19 protein-coding genes are annotated in these 22158 nt (G+C 72.1%); 7 read left to right on the top strand and 12 right to left on the bottom strand.

The window, feature by feature from the left end; genetic code table 11:
• Positions 1 to 69 precede the first annotated feature (69 nt).
• Together ACFQUZ_RS06455 and ACFQUZ_RS06450 are read right to left on the bottom strand one after the other, a co-directional pair.
• Positions 70 to 1869: a M28 family peptidase gene (locus tag ACFQUZ_RS06455; protein ID WP_377438800.1), complete on the bottom strand. Its 1800-nt coding sequence runs from the start codon at positions 1867 to 1869 to the stop codon at positions 70 to 72.
• 166 nt (positions 1870 to 2035) lie between these two features.
• Positions 2036 to 3031: a threonine/serine dehydratase gene (locus tag ACFQUZ_RS06450; protein ID WP_377438798.1), complete on the bottom strand. Its 996-nt coding sequence runs from the start codon at positions 3029 to 3031 to the stop codon at positions 2036 to 2038.
• 85 nt (positions 3032 to 3116) lie between these two features.
• Between ACFQUZ_RS06450 and ACFQUZ_RS06445 the strand changes: the two genes are divergently transcribed.
• Positions 3117 to 4031 carry a LysR family transcriptional regulator gene (locus tag ACFQUZ_RS06445; protein ID WP_377438796.1) on the top strand — a complete coding sequence of 305 codons (915 nt, stop codon included), beginning with the start codon at positions 3117 to 3119 and terminating at the stop codon, positions 4029 to 4031.
• A gap of 6 nt (positions 4032 to 4037) precedes the next feature.
• On the opposite strand, the gene ACFQUZ_RS06440 is transcribed toward ACFQUZ_RS06445, so the two are convergent.
• Together ACFQUZ_RS06440 and ACFQUZ_RS06435 are read right to left on the bottom strand one after the other, a co-directional pair.
• Positions 4038 to 5126, bottom strand: a complete 1089-nt coding sequence (locus ACFQUZ_RS06440) for a serine hydrolase domain-containing protein (protein ID WP_377438794.1) — start codon at positions 5124 to 5126, stop codon at positions 4038 to 4040.
• Positions 5123 to 5734, bottom strand: a complete 612-nt coding sequence (locus tag ACFQUZ_RS06435) for a TetR/AcrR family transcriptional regulator (RefSeq protein WP_377438791.1) — start codon at positions 5732 to 5734, stop codon at positions 5123 to 5125. Before ACFQUZ_RS06435 ends, ACFQUZ_RS06440 begins: the two co-directional genes overlap by 4 nt.
• A 194-nt stretch (positions 5735 to 5928) precedes the next feature.
• Here ACFQUZ_RS06435 and ACFQUZ_RS06430 point away from each other — a divergent pair, with 194 nt between their 5' ends.
• The gene (locus ACFQUZ_RS06430) at positions 5929 to 7503 is read left to right on the top strand and encodes an FMN-binding glutamate synthase family protein (RefSeq protein ID WP_377438789.1); all 1575 of its coding nucleotides are present in this window, start codon (positions 5929 to 5931) and stop codon (positions 7501 to 7503) included.
• Positions 7504 to 7587: 84 nt separating this feature from the next.
• Here the strand turns inward: ACFQUZ_RS06430 and ACFQUZ_RS06425 are convergent, their stop codons facing one another.
• On the bottom strand, positions 7588 to 8001 hold the full coding sequence (locus ACFQUZ_RS06425; RefSeq protein WP_377438787.1) for a type II toxin-antitoxin system Phd/YefM family antitoxin: 414 nt from the start codon (positions 7999 to 8001) through the stop codon (positions 7588 to 7590).
• 109 nt (positions 8002 to 8110) lie between these two features.
• On the opposite strand from ACFQUZ_RS06425, the gene ACFQUZ_RS06420 reads away from it, so the two are divergent.
• The 4 genes from ACFQUZ_RS06420 to ACFQUZ_RS06405 are packed head-to-tail and all read left to right on the top strand — an operon-like array spanning position 8111 to position 13367.
• Positions 8111 to 8935: an MEDS domain-containing protein gene (locus ACFQUZ_RS06420; protein WP_377438785.1), complete on the top strand. Its 825-nt coding sequence runs from the start codon at positions 8111 to 8113 to the stop codon at positions 8933 to 8935.
• A complete protein-coding gene (locus tag ACFQUZ_RS06415; RefSeq protein WP_377438782.1) occupies positions 8932 to 9891 on the top strand; it encodes an anti-sigma factor RsbA family regulatory protein in 960 nt (319 codons plus the stop codon). Before ACFQUZ_RS06420 ends, ACFQUZ_RS06415 begins: the two co-directional genes overlap by 4 nt.
• 47 nt (positions 9892 to 9938) lie before the next feature.
• Positions 9939 to 11030 carry a Gfo/Idh/MocA family protein gene (locus ACFQUZ_RS06410; protein WP_377438779.1) on the top strand — a complete coding sequence of 364 codons (1092 nt, stop codon included), beginning with the start codon at positions 9939 to 9941 and terminating at the stop codon, positions 11028 to 11030.
• Between the two features lie 42 nt (positions 11031 to 11072).
• The gene (locus tag ACFQUZ_RS06405; protein WP_377438776.1) at positions 11073 to 13367 is read left to right on the top strand and encodes an ATP-dependent RecD-like DNA helicase; all 2295 of its coding nucleotides are present in this window, start codon (positions 11073 to 11075) and stop codon (positions 13365 to 13367) included.
• Between the two features lie 13 nt (positions 13368 to 13380).
• Here the strand turns inward: ACFQUZ_RS06405 and ACFQUZ_RS06400 are convergent, their stop codons facing one another.
• Positions 13381 to 14841 (bottom strand): MFS transporter, encoded by a 1461-nt coding sequence (locus ACFQUZ_RS06400; RefSeq protein ID WP_377438773.1) that lies wholly within the window; start codon positions 14839 to 14841, stop codon positions 13381 to 13383.
• 102 nt (positions 14842 to 14943) lie between these two features.
• On the opposite strand from ACFQUZ_RS06400, the gene ACFQUZ_RS06395 reads away from it, so the two are divergent.
• Entirely contained in the window at positions 14944 to 15330 is a 387-nt protein-coding gene (locus tag ACFQUZ_RS06395) for a MarR family winged helix-turn-helix transcriptional regulator (RefSeq protein ID WP_377438771.1), read from the top strand.
• A gap of 165 nt (positions 15331 to 15495) precedes the next feature.
• Here the strand turns inward: ACFQUZ_RS06395 and ACFQUZ_RS06390 are convergent, their stop codons facing one another.
• The 6 genes from ACFQUZ_RS06390 to ACFQUZ_RS06365 form a co-directional block, all read right to left on the bottom strand.
• Positions 15496 to 15777 (bottom strand): hypothetical protein, encoded by a 282-nt coding sequence (locus ACFQUZ_RS06390; RefSeq protein WP_377438769.1) that lies wholly within the window; start codon positions 15775 to 15777, stop codon positions 15496 to 15498.
• A 92-nt stretch (positions 15778 to 15869) separates the two neighbouring features.
• The gene (locus tag ACFQUZ_RS06385) at positions 15870 to 16853 is read right to left on the bottom strand and encodes a hypothetical protein (protein ID WP_377438766.1); all 984 of its coding nucleotides are present in this window, start codon (positions 16851 to 16853) and stop codon (positions 15870 to 15872) included.
• 97 nt (positions 16854 to 16950) lie between these two features.
• Positions 16951 to 18108 (bottom strand): enediyne biosynthesis protein, encoded by a 1158-nt coding sequence (locus ACFQUZ_RS06380; protein ID WP_377438764.1) that lies wholly within the window; start codon positions 18106 to 18108, stop codon positions 16951 to 16953.
• Positions 18105 to 20096 carry a CRTAC1 family protein gene (locus ACFQUZ_RS06375; RefSeq protein ID WP_377438761.1) on the bottom strand — a complete coding sequence of 664 codons (1992 nt, stop codon included), beginning with the start codon at positions 20094 to 20096 and terminating at the stop codon, positions 18105 to 18107. The genes ACFQUZ_RS06380 and ACFQUZ_RS06375 overlap by 4 nt, the downstream gene beginning before the upstream one ends.
• Positions 20097 to 20261: 165 nt before the next feature.
• On the bottom strand, positions 20262 to 21617 hold the full coding sequence (locus tag ACFQUZ_RS06370) for a cytochrome P450 (RefSeq protein WP_377438759.1): 1356 nt from the start codon (positions 21615 to 21617) through the stop codon (positions 20262 to 20264).
• Positions 21614 to 22150, bottom strand: a complete 537-nt coding sequence (locus tag ACFQUZ_RS06365) for a flavin reductase family protein (RefSeq protein ID WP_377438757.1) — start codon at positions 22148 to 22150, stop codon at positions 21614 to 21616. The genes ACFQUZ_RS06370 and ACFQUZ_RS06365 overlap by 4 nt, the downstream gene beginning before the upstream one ends.
• Between the last annotated feature and the right edge of the window lie 8 nt (positions 22151 to 22158).

The raw sequence follows: 22158 nt of genomic DNA, 5'->3' as shown, positions 1-22158 counted from the left end.
GTGCGTCCCGTGGCTCGACGGCCACGGGACGCACCCGGCGTTACCCGTTTCAGCGACGCGCGGCTCCGCTCAGCTCGCCTGCAGGGTGACGTCGTCGACCACGAAGCTGGTCTGCAGGGAGGCGTCCTCCACGCCGGTGAACGTGAGGGTGACGGTCTGCCCCGCGTACCCGCTCACGTCGAGGCTGCGGAGCTGGTAGCCGCCGGCGGCGTTGAGGTTCGAGTACGTCGCCAGCGTGCCGCTGCCCAGCCGCACCGTGAGCCTGTCGTACGCCACCGAGGAGGTGGTCTCGGCGGTGTCGATGTGCAGCCAGAACGCCAGGGTGTATGTCGTACAGCCGGCCGGCAGGGTGACCGACTGGGACAGTGTGTCGGTGTGGCTGCGGCCGTACCCGTCGAGCCACGCCTTGTAGCTGCCGCTGTGCGCCGGCTGCTGACTGGAGGTGGTGATCACGCCGGAGCTGGCGGTCCAACTCGCGCTGCCGCTCTCGAAGCCGCCATTGCTGATCACCTGCCCGCCCGCGCAGCCACCGCTGCCGTACACCGTCAGCGTGTACGTGGCGGTGCGGGTGACCGAACCGGTGCCGGTCACGGTGACGGAGAAGGTCCCGGTCGACGCCGATGCCGACGCGGTGACCGTCATGGTGGACGATCCACCAGAGGTCACCGAGGAGGGGCTGAACGTCACCGTGACCCCGCTCGGCGCGCCGGTGGCGGACAAGCTCACCGACTGCGGCGAGCCGCTGGTGGTAGCGGTCGACACAGTGGCGGTGGTGGACCCGCCGCGGGCGACGCTGCCCGAGGTCGGGCTCACCGCGACGGAGAAGTCGTTGGTCGGGGTGCCACCGCCGACCGCGAGCTGCCAGATGGCGTACGCCACCCCGTCGGCATTGCGGTTGAGGACGGTGGCGCTGACGTTGCTTGTGGTGTCGCAGGACCGGTGGTAGCACGGGTCGTACGCGGCGTTGGCCGTGCCGCCCCACTTGGCGGCCTGGGCGGTGGTCTTCCGGTAGCTGGCCCCCGCCGCGTACCCGGAGGTCGGGATGCTGTACCGCTGGAACGAGTAGTCGTCGGAGCGGCCCTGGCCCTCGGTGTTCTCCTCGGGTTGCAGGCCGAGGGAGTCCCAGTACGCCTTGAGCGGCGCGGCGGTGGTCGAGGTGATCCGGTTGATGAAGTAGCCACCGTTGGTGGAGCCCACCATGTCGAAGTTGTAGTACCCCTTGATGTAGCCGCGCTGGGTGCTGGTGAGCGAGCGGACGTAGAAGTCCGAGCCGTTGAGACCCTGTTCCTCGTCGGTCCACCAGGCGAACCGGACCCGCTTGGTCATGGTCGGATTCTGCTGGGCCAGGACCAGCGCGTTCTCCAGCAGCGTCGCCGAGCCGGAGCCGTTGTCGTTGATGCCGGGGCCGGCCGAGACGCCGTCCAGGTGGGCGCCGAACATCACCACCTGGTCGGCGGGGCCGCCGGGCCATTCCGCGATCAGGTTGTTCGACCGGTACGTGCAGTCGGTGCAGATCTGCTCGGTCACCGTGTAGCCGGCAGCCTGGAGCCGGTTCTTCACGTACGCGACGCTCGCGGTGTAGCCGGCGGACCCGGCGCGGCGGTTGCCGCCGTTCTGGCTGGCGATGGTCTGGAACTGATTGAGGTGCGCCTGGACGTTTGTCACCGAGATGTCCGGGGCGGCGAGGACGGCCGGTGCGTGGACGGCCGGTGCGTGGACGGCCGGTGCGTGGACGGCCGGTGCATGGACGGCCGGGCGGACGGTGGGCGGGGTGCCGGGAGCGGCGGCGGCCGGGGCGGTGACCGTGGTCGCCGCCATGCCGGTGAGGAGGGCGAGCACGACGCTCGCGGTAAGCGTTCGGTGTCTCATGGACACTCCCTCGGGGGCCGACGAACCCGTCCGGGGTGCCCGGGGTGCCGGGTTCGACAGGATGGGGGTCGGGTGCTCGCGACGGGTGATGTGACGCCGATGGGGCCGAAGTCGCAACAACCGTTACGAGCACATGAACAGTGACACACGTCGATACGCCGGGCCATCAGCCGGACGTACGATTGCCGTCCCCCGCCCCGAGGGCCGCGATCTCGGCGGCGGAGGCGTTGCCGCCCGTACACACCACGCAGACCCGCCGGCCGGCGAAGAGGTCCGGGCGGGCCAGCACCGCGGCCAGGCCGGCGGCACCGGCTCCCTCGGCCAGCGTGTGCGCGTGCAGCGCCAGCAGCCGCTGCGCCGCCGCGATCCGCTCGTCGGAGACCAGGTGGAAGTCGGACAACCGGCCCCGCAGCAGCCGTTGGGGCAGCCGGAACCCGCGACCGGTGGCGAGCCCCTCGACCGCCGTACCGATCGGCCGGCGCACGCACTCCCCCGCCCGCCACGAGTCGTGCGCCGCAGGCGCCGCGGCCGACTGCACGGCGACGATCCGGCAGCGCGGCGCAAACTCCTGCGCCACCAGACAGGCGGCAGCCGCCCCGGTGCCGCTGCCGACCGGCACCACCAGCAGGTCCAGGTCCGGCCGGGCCGCGAAGATCTCCAGGTACGCGGTGCCCACGCCGGCCAGCAGCTCGGGCGTGTCACCTGGGCTCACCAGGTGCCGACCCTCGTCCGCCGCCAGCCGCTCGGCGGCGGCCTGCGCGCCCGCCATGTCGACGCCGTCGAGCAGCACCGTCGCCCCGAGCGCGCGGACCGCCCGCACCTTGCCGTCGGCCACCCCGGCCGGCATCACCAGCACGCACGGCACGTCCAGTTCGGCACACGCGTACGCCAGCGACTGCGCGTGGTTGCCGGTGGAGTAGCTGACCAACCCTCGCCGGCGCCGCTCCCGCGCCATGCCGTGCAGCAGGGTCAGTCCGCCGCGCACCTTGAACGCGCCGGTCGGCTGGACGTTCTCGTGCTTGACGTACACGGTCGCGCCGGCCACCTCGTCGAGCGCGGGGTACGACCACATCGGGGTGGCCGGGAGCCGCCCGGTCAGCAGGTCGCGGGCGGCGAGCACATCGGTGAGGGTCGGTGTGGGGGCGAGGTCCGGTTCGGTCATGCGCCCATCGTCGGCCGCGTGCGTTCCATCGGTCCAATGTCATCCTTCGTGGTAACTCATTGATCTGGTTGATAGGTTGACCGGCGTGCTCGACGTGACCCGGCTCCGGGTGCTGGCGGCGGTCGCCCGGCACGGCTCGGTCACCGCCGCCGCCGAGGCCCTGCACTACGCCCAGCCCTCGGTGAGTCACCACCTCGCGCGGCTGGAGGCCGAGACCGGCACCCGGCTGGTGCAGCGGGCCGGGCGCGGGATCCGGTTGACCGAGGCCGGCCGGCTGCTGGCCGAACGGGCCGAGGAGATCCTCGGCCGGCTCGACTCGGTCGAGGCGGAGCTGTCCGCGTACGCCGGTCTGCGAGCCGGCCGGGTCCGGCTCGCGGCGTTCCCGTCCGCCCTCGGCACGTTCGTCCCGGCGGCGGTCGCCGGCTTCGCGGCCGCGTATCCCGGCGTGGAACTGCGGCTGGTCGAGGCCGAGCCGCCGGCGGCCATCCGGTTGCTGCGCACCGGTCAGGTGGAGGTCGCCCTGCTGTTCGGCTACCCCGAGGCACCGCCGGACGATGCCGGACTGCGCCGGGTGCCGCTGCTGTCCGAACCGATCCACCTGGTGACGTCCGCCGGCACCGGGACCGCCGGGGACGCGCTGACCTCGTACGCGGGCCGCAGGTGGATCGCCGGGTGCGAGCGCTGCCGGTCGCACCTGATCCGGTCCTGCGCGGCGGCGGGGTTCGAGCCTGACGTCGCGTTCACCACCGACGACTACGTCGCGGTGCAGGCACTTGTCGCGACCGGCCTGGGCATCGCGCTGTTGCCGGGCCTGGCGTTGGCCGCGCACCACGACCCGCGAGTGACCGCCGTACCGCTGGACGGGCAGTCACGAACGGTGTTCGCGGCGGTGCACGGCACCCCGCCGGACCCGCCGGCCACCGCGGCGCTGCTCACCCACCTCACCGCCGCCGCCCACACCGCCCTGGCTGCTCCGGGCCCCTCCCCCGACATGGCCTAGCCGTCGTCAACGGTCGGGGCCCTCCCTGAGCAGCATGGTGCGAATCTGTTCCATCGGGTCGCCGTCGCCGACCGAGAGCGAGTTCTTCATGGCGGCGACCGCCAGGCCCGACTCCGGCGCGGCACCGGCCAGGCTGCCGCCGATGCCACCGGCGCCGAACATGCCGCCCTCGACGCCGTAACCCAGGGTGCGGGACATCTGCATGCCGAACGTCCAGTCCGGACCGGCGTTGACGACCGTCGAGACCTCCGCGAGCCGGGCCGGCGAGATCAGTCGTACCCCGTCCACCTCGCCGAGCAGCGCCGCGTACAGCTTCGCCACCGCCCGGGCGCTGGCGGTGCCGACCGCGGGGATGTCGGCGCGCAGCAGGTCGCGGCTGTTACCGCTGTCGGCGCCCGGCCGGGCGCCGGGCGGCACCGCCCGGTCGAAGTTCGGCAGCGCGGCGCTCAGCGCCGCCACACTGTCCGACCAGTTGCGATCGACAAGCCGGGCGACCCGGTCCAGGTGTTCCTCGGGTACGCCGAGGAACAGTTCGTCCGGCACGCCGAGCGGCCCGGCGACGTCCTCAGCGAGCACCTGGGAGATGGTTCGGTCGGTCACCCGACGGACCACCTCGCCGACCAGCCAGCCCCACGTCCACACGTGGTAACCGTGCCGGCTGCCGGGCCGCCACTCCGGTTCGGCGGCGGCGACGACCGCGCACATCCGGTCCCAGTCGGTGAAGTCGTCGAGGGTGGTGTCGGCCGGCAGCGCCGGCACGCCCGCGCTGTGGGTCAGCGCGTGGCGCAGGGTCACGGCGTCCTTGCCGTGCCGGGCGAACTCCGGCCACACGTCGGCGATCCGCAGGTCGTAGTCGAGCTGTCCACGCTCGGCCAGCACGTGCACCACCGTGCTGGTCAACCCCTTGCCGACGGAGAAGGCGTGGAACGGGGTGTCGGGGGTGACGGGGCGGCCGGTCACCGGGTCGGCGACACCGGCGCAGGCGTCCACGATCAGCTCGCCGTGCCGGTACGCGGCCACCTGGACGCCGATCTCCCGGCCCGAGTCGACCAGTTCGTCGATCGTCTTCTGAACCTCGATCTGCGGATCCGTCATCGGTCTTCCTCTCGTTCGCCGTCTCGTTCGTCATCGGTGTCTCGTGCGGGCCAGTTCTCCAGCAGGTGAGCCAGTCCGGTCACGGCCCGCCGCCAGGACGCGGTGACGTCCCGGGGATGACCGAAGCCGCCGGCCGCCTCCAGCACCGCGAAGCCGTGGAAGCTGCTGCGCAGCAGCCGTACCGCGTCGGTCCGGTCCGGCTCGGGGAGCGCGAAGCCGCGCATCATCGCGTACGTGAGGTCGATCAGCCGCTGGTGCCCGGCGGACCCGGCGAGCACGGCGGGGTCGACCCGGAACTGGGTGGCCGCGTACCGGCCCGGATGGGTCAGGACGAACGTCCGGTACGCGTCGGCGAACGCCACCAGCGCCTCCCGGCCGGACCGGCCGGCCACCGCCGCCGCGATCGCGTCGGCGAAGTCGGTGGCCGCGCGCACCGCCACCCGGGTCAGCAGATCCTCCCGGTTGCGCACGTGCGAGTAGAGGCTGGCGTCGGCCACACCGAAGCGACGGGCCACCGCCGACACGGTGACGGCGTCGAAGCCGACCTCGTCGGCGAGGTCCGCAGCGGCCTCGGTCAGCCGGGCGGCCGTCAGTCCGGCGCGTACCACCGGCGCCCCCTTCCTAATCTTCCTAGGTGAAAAACTAGAGGCCCTAGGAAACCGTCGCAAGGCATTTGACCGGACCGGACCGCGCAGGCCGGGGCGGCGGCGGTATGCCGGGAGGTCGCTCCACACCCGGCGGCGGCACGGGCGGCGCGCGGCGTCCGGTTTGCCGCGCGCCGGTCCGGGGGAGGATGTCGGCCATGACGTGGGCCCGCCGAGCCGTACCCGCCGTCGCCGCAGCAGCCGCCGCACTCGCCGCCCGCGACCTGCTGCAACGCGACCACGCCCTGCTGCGCAACTTCCCGCTGATCGGCCGCGCCCGCTACCTGCTGGAGTCGATCGGCCCCGAGCTGCGGCAGTACATCGTGGCCGGCAACAACGAGGAGCGGCCGTTCACCCGGGACCAGCGGCGGTGGATCTACGCCTCGGCGAAGGAGGAGAACAACTACTTCGGCTTCGGCACCGACAACGACATCGAGTACACGCCCGGCTATCCGATCATCAAGCACCGGACGTTCGGCCGGGCCGTACCACCGTCGACGCCCGACGCCGGGCACGAGGTTGACCTGCCATGCGCCAAGGTGCTCGGCGCCGCCCGTGACCGGCGGCAGGCGTTCCGGCCGGCCTCGGTGGTCAACATCTCCGGGATGAGCTACGGATCGCTGTCCGGAAGGGCGGTCGAGGCGCTCAACCGGGGGGCGGCGCTGGCCGGCTGCCTGCAGAACACCGGAGAGGGTGGTCTCTCGGCATACCACCGCAAGGGTGGCGAGCTGGTCTTCCAGATCGGCACGGCATACTTCGGCTGCCGGGACGAGCGCGGCCGGTTCGACCTGGACCGCCTCAAGGAACTGGTGGCCGGCGCGCCGGTCCGCGCCCTGGAGGTGAAGCTCAGCCAGGGCGCCAAGCCCAGCCTGGGCGGCCTGCTGCCGGGCGCCAAGGTGACCCCGGCGATCGCCGCCGCCCGAGGCATCCCGGTGGGGCGGGACTGCGTCAGCCCGTCCCGGCACGCCGAGTTCTCCGACCCGGACAGCCTGCTCGACTGGGTGGAGCTGCTGGCCGCCGAGACCGGTCTGCCGGTCGGCATCAAGTCGGCGGTGGGCGACCTCACGTTCTGGACGGAACTGGCAACCCTCATGCGGGACACCGGACGCGGTGTCGACTTCGTCGCCGTCGATGGTGGTGAGGGCGGCACCGGCGCCGCTCCGCTGATCTTCACCGACTCGGTGTCGCTGCCGTTCCAGCAGGGCTTCGCTCGGGTGTACCGGACGTTCGCCGAACACGACCTGCACGAGAATGTGGTGTTCGTCGGCGCCGGCAAGCTCGGCCTGCCGGACAACGCCATCGTGGCGTACGCGCTCGGCTGCGACATGGTCAACGTCGGGCGGGAGGCGATGCTGGCGATCGGCTGCATCCAGGCCCAGAAGTGCCACACCGACACCTGCCCGACCGGCGTCGCCACCCAGAACGCCTGGCTCGCCCGCGGCCTGGACCCGACCCTCAAGGCGGCCCGCGCCGCCAACTACATCCGCACGCTGCGCCGCGACCTCGTGAAGGTCGCCGAGGCGTGCGGCGTCGAGCACCCGGGTCTGATCGACACCGACACGGTGGAGGTGCTGGACGGGCGGACCTCGTCCACGCCCCTGCGTGAGGTGTACGGCTATCGCCCCGACTGGGGCCTGCCGTCCGCCGCCGACCGCGACGAGATCGTCCTGTTGATGGCGGCGACCGCACCGCAGGGCGGCAGCGCACCCCCTTCCCCGACCGCCATGGGCTGATCCGGGCCGGCGTACGGCATGCGTGCCGCCCCTCGGCGCGGCGATCCGCCGCCGGCTCAGTCGTGGAGCAGGTCCGCCGCCGGCTCAGTCGTGGAGCAGGTCCGCGTGGGCGGCCCGCAGCCGGGCGAGGACGGGATCGGTGCCGGGCGGGAACCGCCGGTCAAGCTCGGCCCAGGCCTCGGCGAGCGCGCCGGTCACCGTGCGTAGCTCGGCCGCGTGCCGCCGGGCACTTCGCCCGTGCTGCTCGTCGAGCCGGCGCGCCCAGCCGGCACTGACCTCGGCGATCCGCTCGACGTCGGCCTGGGCCCGCGCCGCGGTGCGGGCCGCCGCGGCCGGCACGATGGCGGCCACCGGGCGAGGGTCGCCGTCCCGGGTGATGACGGTGACGGTGTCGGTCAGTTCGGCCATGGCGACGAGCTGGGTGAGCCGGGTTCGCGCCTCGCGCAGCGGCACCGACCGCTGTCGCTGCGCGTCCGGGGGCATCAGGGGAGCAGCCATGGACACATGATGACCCGTGGGTACGACATTGCGCACAGTCCGCACGCGGCCGGCCGACCGCCGGGAACGGAGCAGGCCGGGCCTACACTGGCGGGGTGAGGGTTCTCGCGTGATCGGCGACGAGCGGCCATCGTACGGCCACATCTGCTTGTCGTACGACGATCCGGATGCGTTCGCCACCCGGGCGAGGGCTTTCCTGCTGGACGGGCTGGCGGCCGGCGAACGGGTCTGGTACGTGGCGACCGGGCAGCCGGACGCCACCGCGACCCGGCTGTGCGGGGTGGACGCGTTCGCCGAGGCGCTGCGCGGCGGGGCAGCCCGGATCGTGCCGCTGGACACCGCCTACGACTTCGGTCAGGTCGTCGATCCGGATGCCCAGGTCGCCGCCTACGCGGCCGCTACTGAGGCCGCGCTGGCGGCTGGATACGCCGGTCTGCGGGTGGTCGCGGATGCCACGTCACTGGTGCGGGATCCGGATCAGCTCGACGCCTTCGCCCGGTACGAGCACCGGGTCGACCGGTTCATGCGAGCCCATCCCATGTCGGCGATGTGCGGCTATGACCGTCGCGTGCTCGGCGAACCGGCCATCGAGGAGCTGGCCTGCCTGCACCCGGAGACCAACGTGGACGTGCTGTTCCGACTGCACGCCCGTGGCCCCTCCGACAACGGCGCGGCCCTGACCGGCGAGCTGGATCCGTCCAATCGTGATCTGTTCCGTACCGCGTTGGAGCGTGCCGACCTGCGCCCCGTCGACGGTGAGTTGACGCTGGAGGCGAGCGCACTGCAATTCATTGACCATCGCGCGCTGATCGAGCTCCAGGAGTACGCGCAGCGCCGCGACGCCACGGCGGTGCTGCGCACGTCGATGGGTGCCACCCGCCGGCTGGTGGAGCTGCTGGACCTGTCCCGGGTGCGCGTGGAGGTGACACCGTGAGGACGGGTGCGGCGGCGGGTCACCGCGGCTACTTTCACGAGGCGGTGTGCTACGGCTCGGACGAGGACCTACTCGCTGTGGTGCTGCCGTTCCTGCTCGGCGGGGTGGCCGCCGGCGAACCGACAGTGGTCTCGTTCGGCGAGCGCAACGCGGCCCTGGTGCGCTCGGCGCTGCCCGCCGACTCGGGGGTGGAATTCCTCACCGGCGGCGCGGTGTACGCCCGCCCCACCGGTGCGATCCGGTCGTACCGGCGGATGCTGGCCGACCATGTCGCGAACGGCGCCCGCCAGGTCCGGATCATCGGTGAGTTGCCGCCGGACGCCCTCGGCGCGACCTGGGACTGGTGGGCCAGGTACGAGTCGGCGATCAACCACGCGTACGACGAATTTCCGCTGTGGAGCATGTGCGCGTACGACACCCGGACCACCCCGTCCACCGTCCTGATGGACGTCGAGCGCACCCATCCCCGGTTCGCCCGGCCCGACGGCAGCCACGTCCCGAGTCACCTCTACACCGAGCCGGTGACGTACCTGGCCGAGGATCGGCCCATGCTGCCCGATCCACTGCAGGCCACGGCTCCGCTGATCGAACTGACCGACCCCTCCCCCGGGGCGGCCCGGTCCGCGGTGTACGCCGCGCACCACGGTCAACTGACGCCGGATGACCTGGACGACCTGGTGATCGCGGTCAGCGAGGTGGTGACGAACGCGCTGCGACACGGTCGCCCGCCCGTCGTGCTCCGGCTGTGGTCAGCCGCGGATCGCGTCGTGGTGGCCGTTGAGGACGGAGGCGCCGGCCCGAAGGACCCGTTCGCCGGCCTGCTTCCCGCGAACAACGGCTCCGGCGGGCTCGGCCTCTGGATCACCCACCAGTCGTGCAACCACGTGACGACGCAGCGGGGTCCGGACGGCTTCACGATCCGGCTGACCGCGGGCGATCCGTACTTCGGTAGCTGATCCACGCCGTGGTCCGGCGTCGCTGATCTCCACGGTACGGTGGTTCGATGCGGATCGGCGTGATCGGACTGAAGATGGGGCTGTACCTGGCCACCTGGTGCCGCCGGTTGGGCATGGAGGTGGTGGTCGCCTGCGACCGGGATGCGCGGCTGCACGCCGGCGCGCGGGACGCGTTGCCGGGTGCGGCGTTCACCGAGCGGTGGGAGGATCTGTTCGACCACCGCCTCGACGCGGTGGTATTGGCCAACGACTTCGACGCGCACGCGCCGCTGGCGATGGCCTTCCTGGACCGTGGCGTGCACGTGCTGTCCGAGGCCGCCGCGTGCGTGGACGAGGCAGAGGGACGCCAGCTCATCGATGCGGTGGACCGTTCGACCGCGACCTGGTCGTTCGCCGAGAACTACGTCTTCCACCCGCACGTCCGCCTGCTGCGGGACGCGGTAGGGGTCGGTGAGGTGGGCCGGGTCTCCCTGATCGAGGCGGACTACCTGCACGGCATGTCGCCGGACGCGGTCGCGGCCCTGATCGGGGATCCGGGGCATTGGCGTGGCCGGATCGCGCCGACGGCGTACTGCACGCACACGGTATCGCCGGTGCTCGCGCTCACCGGGGCGTGGCCGGTGGAGGTTTCGGCGTTCCCGGTGGACGAGGCCGATCCCCGCTCCGCTGTGGTGATGGCGGTCCGGCTGTCCAGCGGCGCGCTGGCGGTGACCCGGCACGGTTTCCTGCAGGGCGAGCCGGACAGTCACTGGAGCTGGGTATCGGTGCGCGGCAGCCGCGCCCTGGCCGAGTCCGTCCGCGGACCCGGGGAGCGTGCCTGGTCGGTGCGGTTCCGCGCGGAGGGCTGGGCCGGCCCGGACGGTCAGGTCCGGGACGTCGAACGGGTACCGCCGGTGCTGACCCTGGCCGAAGGCCGGATCGCCGCGGCGGGCACCGGGCCGGTCGGGGAACCGGTGGAGCGCGCCGCCGAGGGCACCGTGCTGCTGCTCCAGGGCTTCCGGGACACCGTGGAGCGGGGCGAGCCGCCGCTCGTCCCGGTGCGCCCCGGCGTCGCGGCCACGCTGGTCGGGGTCGCCGGTGCCGAATCGCTGCGATCCGGTGGTCGTCCGGTGCCGGTGCCCGACGTCACGGGGGCATGATCGAGTCCGCGCAAGGCACGCCGCTCTGCCATCATCGTCGCGATGACCGGCTCCGCTCCCCGCCAGCCCGCCGCGACCCCGGACCGGCCCACCGCCGGCACCGCTCCCGGCGCCCCCACCCGCGGCGCGGTGCTGGAGGCGGTGCTGGAACGGATCACGTACGCCAACGACGAGACCGGCTACACGATCGCCCGGGTGGCCACCGAACGGTCCGGCACCGACCTGGTGACGGTGATCGGTTCGCTGCTCGGCGTGCAGCCGGGCGAGCGGTTGCGGCTGGTCGGCCGGTGGGGCTCGCATCCGAAGTACGGCCGGCAGTTCGAGGTGCACAGCTTCACCACCGTGCTGCCGGCCACCATCCAGGGCATCGAGCGTTACCTCGGCTCCGGCCTGATCAAGGGTATCGGGCCGAAGATGGCGGCCCGGGTCGTGGCCGCCTTCGGGGCGGAGACACTGCGGATCATCGAGGAGGAGCCGGGCCGGCTCATCGAGGTGCACGGCCTCGGCAGGAAGCGTACCGCCGCGATCGGCGCCGCCTGGCAGGAGCAGAAGGCCATCAAGGAGGTCATGGTCTTTCTCCAGGGCGTCGGCGTCTCCACCTCCCCCGCCGTCCGCATCTTCAAGCAGTACGGCGACTCCTCCGTCTCGGTGGTCCGCAACGAGCCGTACCGGCTGGCGTCGGACGTGTGGGGCATCGGCTTCAAGACGGCCGACAGCATCGCGAAGGCCGTGGGCATCCCGCACGACAGCCCGCAGCGGGTCCGGGCCGGCCTCCAGTACACGCTGTCCGAGGCGGCCGACAACGGGCACTGCTACCTGCCGGAACCCAACCTGGTCGCGGACGCGGCGGAGATCCTCGCGGTGCCGACCGAACTGGTCGCCACCTGCCTGGCCGACCTGGTCACCGACGAGGGCGTGGTCCGCGAGGCGGTGCCGAACCCGAGCGTCGAGGGCGGCACCATCCCGGCGGTGTACCTGGTGCCGTTCCACCGGGCCGAGTCGGCGCTGGCCGGCAGCCTGGTCCGGCTGCTGCGAGAGAAGGCCGACCGGCTGCCGGCGTTCGCCGACGTGGCCTGGGACCGGGCGCTGGCCTGGCTGGCCGCCCGCACCGGCACCGCGCTGGCACCGGAGCAGGAGCAGGCGGTCCGGCTGGCGCTGACCTCGAAGGTCGCCGTGCTCACCGGCGGTCCCGGCTGCGGCAAGTCGTTCACCGTACGGTCCGTCATCGAACTCGCCGCCGCGAAGCGGGCCAGAATCGTGCTGGCCGCGCCGACCGGCCGGGCCGCCAAGCGGCTGACCGAACTCACCGGGCACCCGGCCACCACGGTGCACCGGCTGCTGCAACTGCGTCCCGGCGGCGACGCCGCGCACGACCGGGACAACCCGCTCGACGCCGACCTGGTGGTCGTCGACGAGGCGTCGATGCTCGATCTGATCCTGGCCAACAAGCTCGTCAAGGCGGTGCCACCCGGTGCCCACCTGCTGCTGGTCGGCGACGTCGACCAGTTGCCGTCGGTCGGCGCCGGCGAGGTGCTGCGCGACATCCTGGCCGCCGAGCCGGTCCCCCGGGTCCGGCTCACCCGGATCTTCCGGCAGGCGCAGCAGTCCGGGGTGGTGGTCAACGCCCACCGGATCAACGCGGGCCAGCCGCCGGTGCTGGGCGACTATCCGGACTTCTTCCTGTTCCCCAGCGACGAACCGGAGGTCACCGCCGAGCAGGTGGTGGAGATCGTGGCCCGGCGGATCCCGCGCCGGTTCGGGCTGCGGTCCCGCGACATCCAGGTGCTCACCCCGATGCACCGTGGCCCGGCCGGCGCCGGCAACCTGAACACCCTGCTCCAGGAGGCGGTCACCCCGCACCGGGACGGCGCTCCGGAGCGGCGGCAGGGCGCCCGCGTCTTCCGGGTCGGCGACAAGGTGATCCAGATCCGGAACAACTACGAGAAGGGCCGGGCCGGGGTCTTCAACGGCACGGTCGGCGTGGTCACCGCCCTCGACCTCGACGACCAGACCCTCACCGTACGCACCGACGAGGACGAGGACATCGGGTACGACTTCACCGAGCTGGACGAGTTGCAGCACGCGTACGCCATCACGGTGCACCGGTCGCAGGGCAGCGAGTACCCCGCCGTGGTGGTGCCGGTGACCCTCGGGTCGTACCTGATGCTGCAGCGCAACCTGCTCTACACGGCGGTGACCCGGGCGCGGAAGCTGGTGGTGCTGGCCGGCTCCCGCAAGGCGCTGGCGATCGCGGTCCGCACGGCGGGCACCGGTCGGCGGCACACCGCGCTCACCCACCGGATCACCGGTGACCGGGGCGGCCGGCCGTCCCCCTGACCGGCCGCCCCGGTCACCTCACGCCACGCCGGTTCGCCGGACCCGGGCGCAACGCCAGCAGGCTGAGCGCGAAGCCGACAAACGCCACGGCGCTCACCAGGTTGACGCCCGGATGGAACGGGCCGAAGTCCACCACCCGGGCCGGGTCGTCGGCGGACACGAGGGCGGTGACCACGGCGAGCACCAGGGCGGCGCCGACCTGTCCGGAGGTCTGCACCAGGCCCGAGGCCAGGCCCTGTTCGGAGTCGTCGATGCCGTTGGTGGCCTGGGCCGTGATCGAGCTGAAGCCGAAGGCGAACCCGCCGCCAAGCAGCAGCATGGTCGGCAGGACGGTGAGCAGGTAGTGCGGGGCGGAGCCGGCGGTCAGCACGAACCACAGGTAGCCCAGGGCGAGCGAGGTCATGGCGGCCAGGATGATCCGGCTCGTGCCGTACCGATCGATCAGCCGGGCGACGAACGGTGAGCCGAAGGCGACCAGCAGACCAGCGGGCAGCAGCGCGAGCGCCATCCGCAGCGGCGACCAGTGCAGCACGTTCTGCAGGTAGAGGGTCATGATGAACTGGAAGCTCAGATAGCTGCCGAACAGCGCGACCATGCTGACGTTGGCCCGGACGAGGGCGGCGGAGCGCAGGATGCCGAGCCGGATCAGCGGATGCCGCACCCGGCGTTCGGTGGCCACGAAACCGACAAGCAGCAGCACGGCGGCCAGGGCCGAGACGACCGTGTGCGGGTCGAGCCAACCGCGTTCCGGGGCGGCGACCACCGCGTACACCGCGGCGAGCATGCCCCCGGTGAGGGTGACCGCCCCGACCAGGTCGTGGCCGCCGTCGTCGGCGGGCGTGTCCCGCGGAATCAGCGCGAGGCCGGCGGCCAGGGCGGCCACGGCGATGGGTACGGGGACGAAGAAGGTCCAGCGCCAGCCGAGGCCGGTGAGCAGGCCACCGAGGATGAGTCCGCTGGAGTAGCCACTGGCGCCGAAGGCCGAGAAGATGGCGAGCGCCTTGTTCCGGGCGGGCCCCACGGGGAACGTGGTGGTCAGGATGGACAGGGCGGTCGGCGCGGTGAAGGCGGCGGCCAGGCCCTTGACGAAACGGGTCGCGACGAGCAGCGCCCCGTCGTCGACGAGCCCGCCGACCAGCGACGCCACGGCGAAGACGGCAAGCGCGACGAGGAAGACGGTCCGCCGGCCGAGCAGGTCGGCGGTGCGCCCGCCGAGCAGCAGCAGGCCGCCGTAGCCCAGCACGTAGCCGTTGACGATCCATTGCAGGGCGGTGGTGGACAGCCCGAGGTCGCTGCCGATGGAGGGCAGCGCGATACCGACCATCGACACGTCGAGGGCGTCGAGGAAGAGGACGGCGCAGAGTACGCCGAGCAGACCCCGAAGCCGCGGGGTCCATCCCCCCGCCCGGTGGGCGGGGGGCGGGGTGCCGGGTGCCGTCAGGACCGGCGTGGAGGCGATGGCGTTATCGGTCACGCCAGCGACATTAGATGCGCGCGCATTTAATGCACAAGCATCTTGTGCGTGCGCATATAATTACCTCGCATGGATCATCGGCCGGAGGGTACGATGCGCGCGATGACGTCCGAGGCTGACCTGGTTGCGCGCTGGCACGCGCTCGTGAGCTGCTACAACGGCGTGGCGAACCGGCTCGACCGGGCGTTGCAGGACGGCCACGGCCTCACCCGTACCGAGTTCGAGACGCTCGACCGTCTCGTCCTGTGCGACGGTGACAAGCGCCGCATGCAGTCGCTGGCCGGCGACATGTACCTGAGCCAGAGCGCCCTGTCCCGCGCCGTCGACCGGTTGGAGAGGCACGGCCTGGTGTGCCGCGTCGCCTGCGACGTCGACCGGCGCGGCGTGTTCGTCGCCCCCACCGAGGACGGGGTACGGCGACACGCCGAGGCCCGCCGGACCTACCTGAGCATCCTCGCCGAGCACCTGCCACCCGACGGCACACGCTGACCACCCGACGGCGCCCGCTGCCACCCGACGGCGCCCGCTGTCACACGAACTGCCGATCCGACGGAGGATGGCACGCCGGCCGACCGAGGGTGCCGAGAGATGACCCCGCCTGCACGGCAGGATCGCCGAGGGGTGCCGGGCGCGGCCCGCGCCCGGCACCCCTCGTCAGGGCAGGTCGATCGGGCGCAGCACCCGGTCGACGCCGTGGGCGATCTGCCTGTTCCCCTTGTTGATGTCGAACCGCACCACGCGTGGGTCCCGGTCGTCCCGGTCGGCGTCGATCAACCGGATCCACCGGGCGTGCCACCACCGCTTGACGTCGACCTCGACGGTGCCGCCCTGGGCGGTGGCCAACTCGGCGCCATCGGCGCGCAGGGCCGCGACCGAACCGTCGGCCAGCACCTTGACCGGGGAGTTCGGCTTGGCCCCCTGACTCGTGTTGATCAAGAGGTTCGCGTCACCGATAGGCCGACTCGGTGACGCGAACCTCTTGATCAACGTGGCGGGGGCCGCGGGGGGCGGGGGGCGCGGGCGCCGGGTCAGCTGTTGTACGGGAGGGTGGGGAACCAGCCGTAGCCGAACCGGGCCGGTAGGCGGATGTCCCAGTAGACGACCGTGAACACGCCCAGCGCGAGGAGCAGCGCGCCACTGATCGCCGCGGCCCGTACCGGGGACCCGGTGAGCCAGCGCAGGAAGCGGCCCCGGCTGCCGGCGATGAGCACCGCGAACAGCGCCGCGACCACCAGGATGTTGCCCACCGACTGCAACACGAAGGCCGCCGCGCCATAGAGCGGGTTGCCCTCCTCGACCGCCCACCGGAACAGCTTCGTGAACAGTGGGAACGGGCGGCCGATGAGAAAGCCGCCGATCAGCGCGCCGAGTGTCACCACGCGGGCGACCGGCCGGCGGGCGAACGGGTCGGGCAGCACGCCGAGCACGGCCAGCCCCAGATAGCAGAAGGCCAGCCCGACCACGCCGAAGACGACGGCGGACTGGACGAGCCGGACCGGCATGTCACCGACCGTGGCGGTGGACAGTTGCGGCAACCGATCGCCGAGGAGCACGCCGACGAAGCCGTAGCAGGCCGAGACGGTCACCGCACCAAGCAGCAGCCAACCCAGCGGCCGCAGCAGGGTCCGCAGACCATTCCGTCCGGCCACGGAGGCGGAGGCCCTCCGAGCCGCGGTGGCGTCCGCGCCGGTACCGGCGGTGCGGGCACTCGCGGAACTCAGCGGACCGATCGAGGCGGCCATCGCGATGTTGCAGGCGGTGAACGTGCCGGCCAGGCCGGAGACGAGCGCGAAGGTCAGGCCGGCGACGGTGCCGCCGATGGCCGTCGCCTTGGCGTCGTGGCCCAGCAGCGAGTTGGCCACCGAGTCGCCGATGACATGGTCGACCAGCTCGAACGACCAGAGTACGGCGAGCGTCACCCCGGCCGCGACGCTGCCGACGATCAACCGGGCCCGGCGTACCGGGTGGGGGCGGGACGGGGCGACGGGGCCGTCCCGGTTGATGACTGCCATCAGAATCACCTCTTTCGAAAGGCCCGCCGGTCCGGCCCACCCTCGCCGCCGGGAGGACGAGGGCGGGGGTCGGACCGGACCGGCGGGAGACTCGTGGTCAGCGCGCGGCCGGCAGGGCCACGGCGGCCGGCGGTGGGGCCGGCTTCAGCGACTCCGCCGCCTTGCGCCGCCGGTCCACCAGCCAGCGACCCCACCAGAACAGCCCGCGCAGCAGGCAGACGATGGTGACCGCGAAGAACAGCGTGTAGACGACGTTGAACACCATCAGGACGCCGTACACCATGCCGACGCTCGCGCCGAACATGAACTGCCAGCGACCGAGCGCCGGGGTCGTCCCGGGGTCGGTGATCATGTAGTTGGTGAACAGGACGAACGCCACACCCGTCATCGGGGCGAGCGCCGCCCACAACGAGACGTCCCAGATCCAGGTACGCACCAACGCCTGGATCACGAAGGCGCCGAGCCAGCCCAGGATGAGCGGCACCTTCTTGGTGAGCATGGCGTTCAGCACCGTACCGGCGGTCACGATGATCACTGGGATGACGATGCTGATGAGGTCCGGGACGTGCTCGGTGAAGTGGTACGGCGGTGCGATGTTCACCCAGGCGAACGCGAGCAGCGCGGCGGTGATGCCGAAGTTGGACGGGTTCATGAAGTGCCGCATCCGACCCTTGATCGGTGCCTGGAGTACCGCTTTCTGCCCGACGGCGACGACCACCGCGAAGGCGATCGGCCAGAAGTTGTCGTTGGCGTAGAGCAGCATGTTCACCGCGAGGGCGGTGATGTGCGTGGGCAGCAGGAAGGTGTAGAGGCCCCAGGCGCCGTTGCCCCGGAAGGCCACCGGCCGGCGCAACGCCCGAGCCGAGATGATCTCGGTGCTGATCTCGACGGCGTAGCCGAGCAGCACCGCGAAGATCGGCCAGGTCCACGGCTGTTCGAAGCCGAGCACCGTGTAGCCGAGGATGTTGAACACCGTCATCGAGATCGCGAAGTTGCGTAGCGCGAGATAGCGCGGGTCGCGCCTGTCGACCCGGGGCGGGGTTCCGGGTCGCGCGGCGGCGGTCGCGTCGGCCCGGCCGTCACCCGGTTTCGCGTCCCCGGTCGGCCCGCCACCGGGCCGCCCGTCGCCACCGGGCTTGCCGTCGACACCGGGCTTGCCGTCGACACCGGGCCCGTCGGTTCGGGGCGGGGCCGTCCCGGGCGCCAGCGTGCCGGCGCGGCCGTGGAGGTGCTTCAGGTCCTTGAGATCCGTCATCGCGTCGTCAGCTCCCGAGCTTGGTCGGTCAGCACGAGGTCATGCCAACCTGCGGTCAGGTCGAGCGTCTGCCGGTGCGGCTCACCGTCCAGGTCCCGCCAGCTCAGCTCCGCCGCGACCGGTCGGTCACCCGCGGCACCCAACCCGAAGAACACATCGAAGCTGCGCTTGCCGGAATGCCCGCTGCCACCGTCGAGCTGGGCGAGCTGGGTACGGCCGTCCGCCGTGGTCACCCGGACCTGGGCGCCGTACGCCGGGGACAGCGCGGCGGGATCGGCGGACGTCGGGGCGGTCGCGGCGGTGCCATCGGCGAGCAGCGGCCGGTGCAGGCGCAGCCCGAGGAAATCGCCGTCGCCACCGTTGCCGTTGCGGAAGTACGCCGGCGGCCCCCACTGCCGGGCCACGGCGAAGTCCTGTGCGCCGTCGCCATTGGTGTCGGCCACCGCCACGCCGCGGGTCGGCGTCTCGTCGGCCAACCCGAGTTCGGGGCTCAGATTGACGTACCGGCCGTTGTCCTCGCGCACCCAGAAGGCCAGCGGGTTCGACCCGGCGATGTCGTCACCCGGCTCGGCCTTGGGCCACATCTGCGGCTCGCGCAGGATGAGGTCGTTGGCCATGGCCAGCTCCTGGAGCCAGTTGAACCGGTTGATGTCGCCCTTGACGAAGCCGACGGCCTGGACGACCTCGAGCCCACCGCTGTTGTCGAAGTCAGCCATCTTGGCGTCCCAGCCCCAGCCGACCCAGGCGAGGTTCTTCTCGGCCGCCACGTTGTCGAACGGCGCGACGCCCGCGGTGAGCTTGCTCCGGGCCTCGGCCGGCGTCGCCGCCGTGTTGCGCCAGACGAAGTTGCTCTCCTCCAGCCCCCAGGACACGGTGATGTTGCTGACGAACATGTCGAACCGGCCCTCGCCCTCCAGATCGGCGAAGTCGATCGACATGCCCTTGAACGAGTCGTGCCCGACGACCAGGGACTTCGGCGTCAGCGGCCCGCGGTGGCCCTCGGCCAGTTCGAACCGGATCTCGCCGGGCGTCGACCGGTTGTGGAAGAACCGGTCCCGCCCGAAGTCGTTCGCGACGTACAGTTCGGGCAGCAGGTCACCGTCGAGGTCCGCGGAGCCGGCGCCCAAGGTCCAGCCGGTCGAGTACCGCGGGTCGATGCCCACCTGCTCCTCGTACGTCGCCGACGGGGCGTCGCCGCTGGTCGCGGACGTCCAGCGCAGGATGTGCGCCCCACCCGCGTTTGTGGCGTGCGACATCGAGTGGTTCATCTGCACGTTGACGTGGCCCCGCGGATCCAGCACCTGGGTGTCCGGGAAGTAGTTGAAGACGCCGATGTCGGGGCGGCCGTCGCCGTCGAAGTCGGCGACCGCGACCGCGTTGGTGTTCCACAGCGGTCCCCGGTACTCCGCCGTCGCCTGCGCCTGCGGGATCAGCTCGACCGGCCGGTACGCGGCCAGGCTCAGCGAGGTGACGCCAGGGCGCTGCATGAACAGCACCGGTGTCCGGCCCCAGTAGTAGACGAGCAGGTCCATCCGCCCGTCCAGGTTGAAGTCGCCGGGCGTGCAGCCCATCGGGGCGATCGCGTCGCCCATCGGCAGCGGCGCCGGATCCAGCACGAACGGGGCGTAGTCGGCACCGCTGTCCGGCGCCGGCGTGACGATCGCCGCGTCGCTACGGGTGTCGACCAGGCACAGGTCGTTCGAGCCGCCGCGACCGTCGAGGTCGTTGACGGACATCGCGGCCCCCACCGACGAGATCCAGGACTGGATGTGCTCGTACGCCGGGTTGACCTCGCGCACGGAGCGCTCGGGCAGGCCGGGCGGCAGGGCGATGGGCAGTTCGGTGAACGCGAACCGCCCGGCGATGGCGGCCCGGTCCTCGGCGGAGGCGGATGGTAGCCGGGCGACCGCGAAGAACGTCCCGACGAGCGCGAGTACGAAGAAGGCGGGAATGAGTCGACGCGCGAGACCCACGGGTTGCGGTGTCAATGGTCCCCCTCGAAGTAGGCGGCGGACGGTGGACGGCGCGCTCAGCAGGGCGCTTGGCGGTACTTCGGTAATCGTCTCGACGGGCCGTTCCCGGTGTCATCTCGCGATGTGCTGGAGAAACGGTCCGGTGTGGACCTCAGCAGGATCGGAGAAACCACACCCGGTTCAGGACGCCGGGTGGACCGTCATCGGAAGTCCACCCCGGACCCGCAGCGACATCATCGGTTCGGGTACGACCGCGTACCCGGGGACCCTCGTGAGCCGCAGTTCGCGCGCCAGCATGGCGACGACGAACGCGGCCTCCATCATCCCCAGGTGGTTGCCGACGCAGAACCGTGGTCCGGCGCCGAACGGGATGTACGCGTACCGGGCGCGGTCGGTGGACCGGTCCGGGTCGAAGCGGTCCGGGTCGAACCGCTCGGGCTCGGGCCAGAACTCGGGGTGCCGGTGCAGCGTGTACGGGCAGACGAGAACGTCCGCTCCGGCGGGCACGTGGTATCCGCCCACCTCGTCCTCGGCGAGCGCCTTGCGGGGCAGGATCCACACCGGCGGATACAGCCGCATCACCTCCTCGACGACCATGGCGGTGTAGCGGAGCCGGCCGAGGTCGTCCACTGTGGGCAGCCGGTCGCCGAGCACCGTGACCGCCTCCTCGCGCAACCGCTCGCGGACCTCGGGGTGCCGGTCGATGAGATACAGCGTCCAGCTCAACGTGCTGGCCGTGGTCTCGTGCCCGGCGAGCAGCAGGGTGACCAGTTCGTCGCGCAACCGGCGCCGGCCCACCCGGGGATCCGGTTCCCGCCCGGCGGAGAGGATGAGCCGGGACAGCACGTCGTCCCGGTCGCTGGTCCCGGACCGTTCGGTGACAAGCTGGTCCACGATCCGTTCCAACCGCCGGCGGGCGGCCCGGAAGTGCAGTTGCCGGGGCAGCGGGATCCAGGCGGGCACGCTGCTGAGCGTGGCCAGTTCGAACATCGCCTGGTCCTGCACGGCCGCGAAGTCGGTGCCGATCGAGTCGAACCGGCCGAGGTCGGCGTCGAGCAGGGTGTGTCCGAGCACGCCGAGGGTCAGTCCGGTCATCTGCCGGACGACGTCGACCGGTCCCCGGCCGGCGGCGGCCCGCAGCCGGTCGACCAGCCGGGCCGCCTCCGCCGCGACCACGCCGGCCTGCCCGGTGATCCGCCGGTGCTGGAACGCCGGCTGGATCACCTTTCGCTGCTTGCGCCACAGCTCGCCCTCGCTGGTGAGCAGGCCGTCGCCGAGGGCCCGCCGGGCGTGCACCAGGCCGATGCCCTTGTGGTAGTTGCCGGCGTTGTCGGCGAGGACATGCTTGGCGTGGTCCGGGTGGTTGAAGTAGTACAGCTCCTTGGGCCCGGCCGGCAGCCGGGCGGCGTCCCCGTAACGCTCGGCCGCCGAGGTCATCATGCCCAGCCGGTCCCGGCCCATCACCAGCAGCGTGCGCAGCGCGGCGGTCCGGGGCGGGCCGGGCGGCACCCGCCGGATCCGCTCCGTGGTCGTCATACCGTCACCTCGTTCGGTTCGGTGTCCAGGTGCAGGAACTTGCCGGACATGAAGAGCAACGCGTCGTCCGTGCTGGGCCGGTCGAGGGTCAGCAGCCGGCCGAGGAAGATGGTGTGGTCTCCCCCGTCGTACGACCGCCACAGCGCGCACTCGAAGTGGGTGACCGCGCCGGCCAGCAGAGGCGCGCCGGTGCGCTCGCCGGGCAACCATTCGACGGGCCGGAACTGTTCGAGGCCGAGCGGTCGGCGGCGGTCGGCGAAATGCCGGGCCACGTCCTCCTGGTCGGCGGCGAGCACCGACACCGCGAACCGGCGGGTGTCGAGCAGCGCGTGATGCATGATCGCATCGCGGCCGACGCAGACCAGCACCAGCGGCGGATCGAGCGAGACGGTCGTGAACGAGTTGGCGGTCATGCCGTGCGGGGCCTGGCCCCCCACGGTCACCACCGTCACCCCGGTCGCGAAGGCGCCGTACGCCTGCCGGAGCCGCTTCTCGTCGGTGACCTCCGGGTCCGGCGCGGGCTGGACGTTCATGGTGACCT

The organism is Plantactinospora sp. GCM10030261 (assembly GCF_042666615.1).
Classification (GTDB): domain Bacteria; phylum Actinomycetota; class Actinomycetes; order Mycobacteriales; family Micromonosporaceae; genus KBS50.
This window is presented reverse-complemented; position numbering and strand designations above follow the sequence as displayed.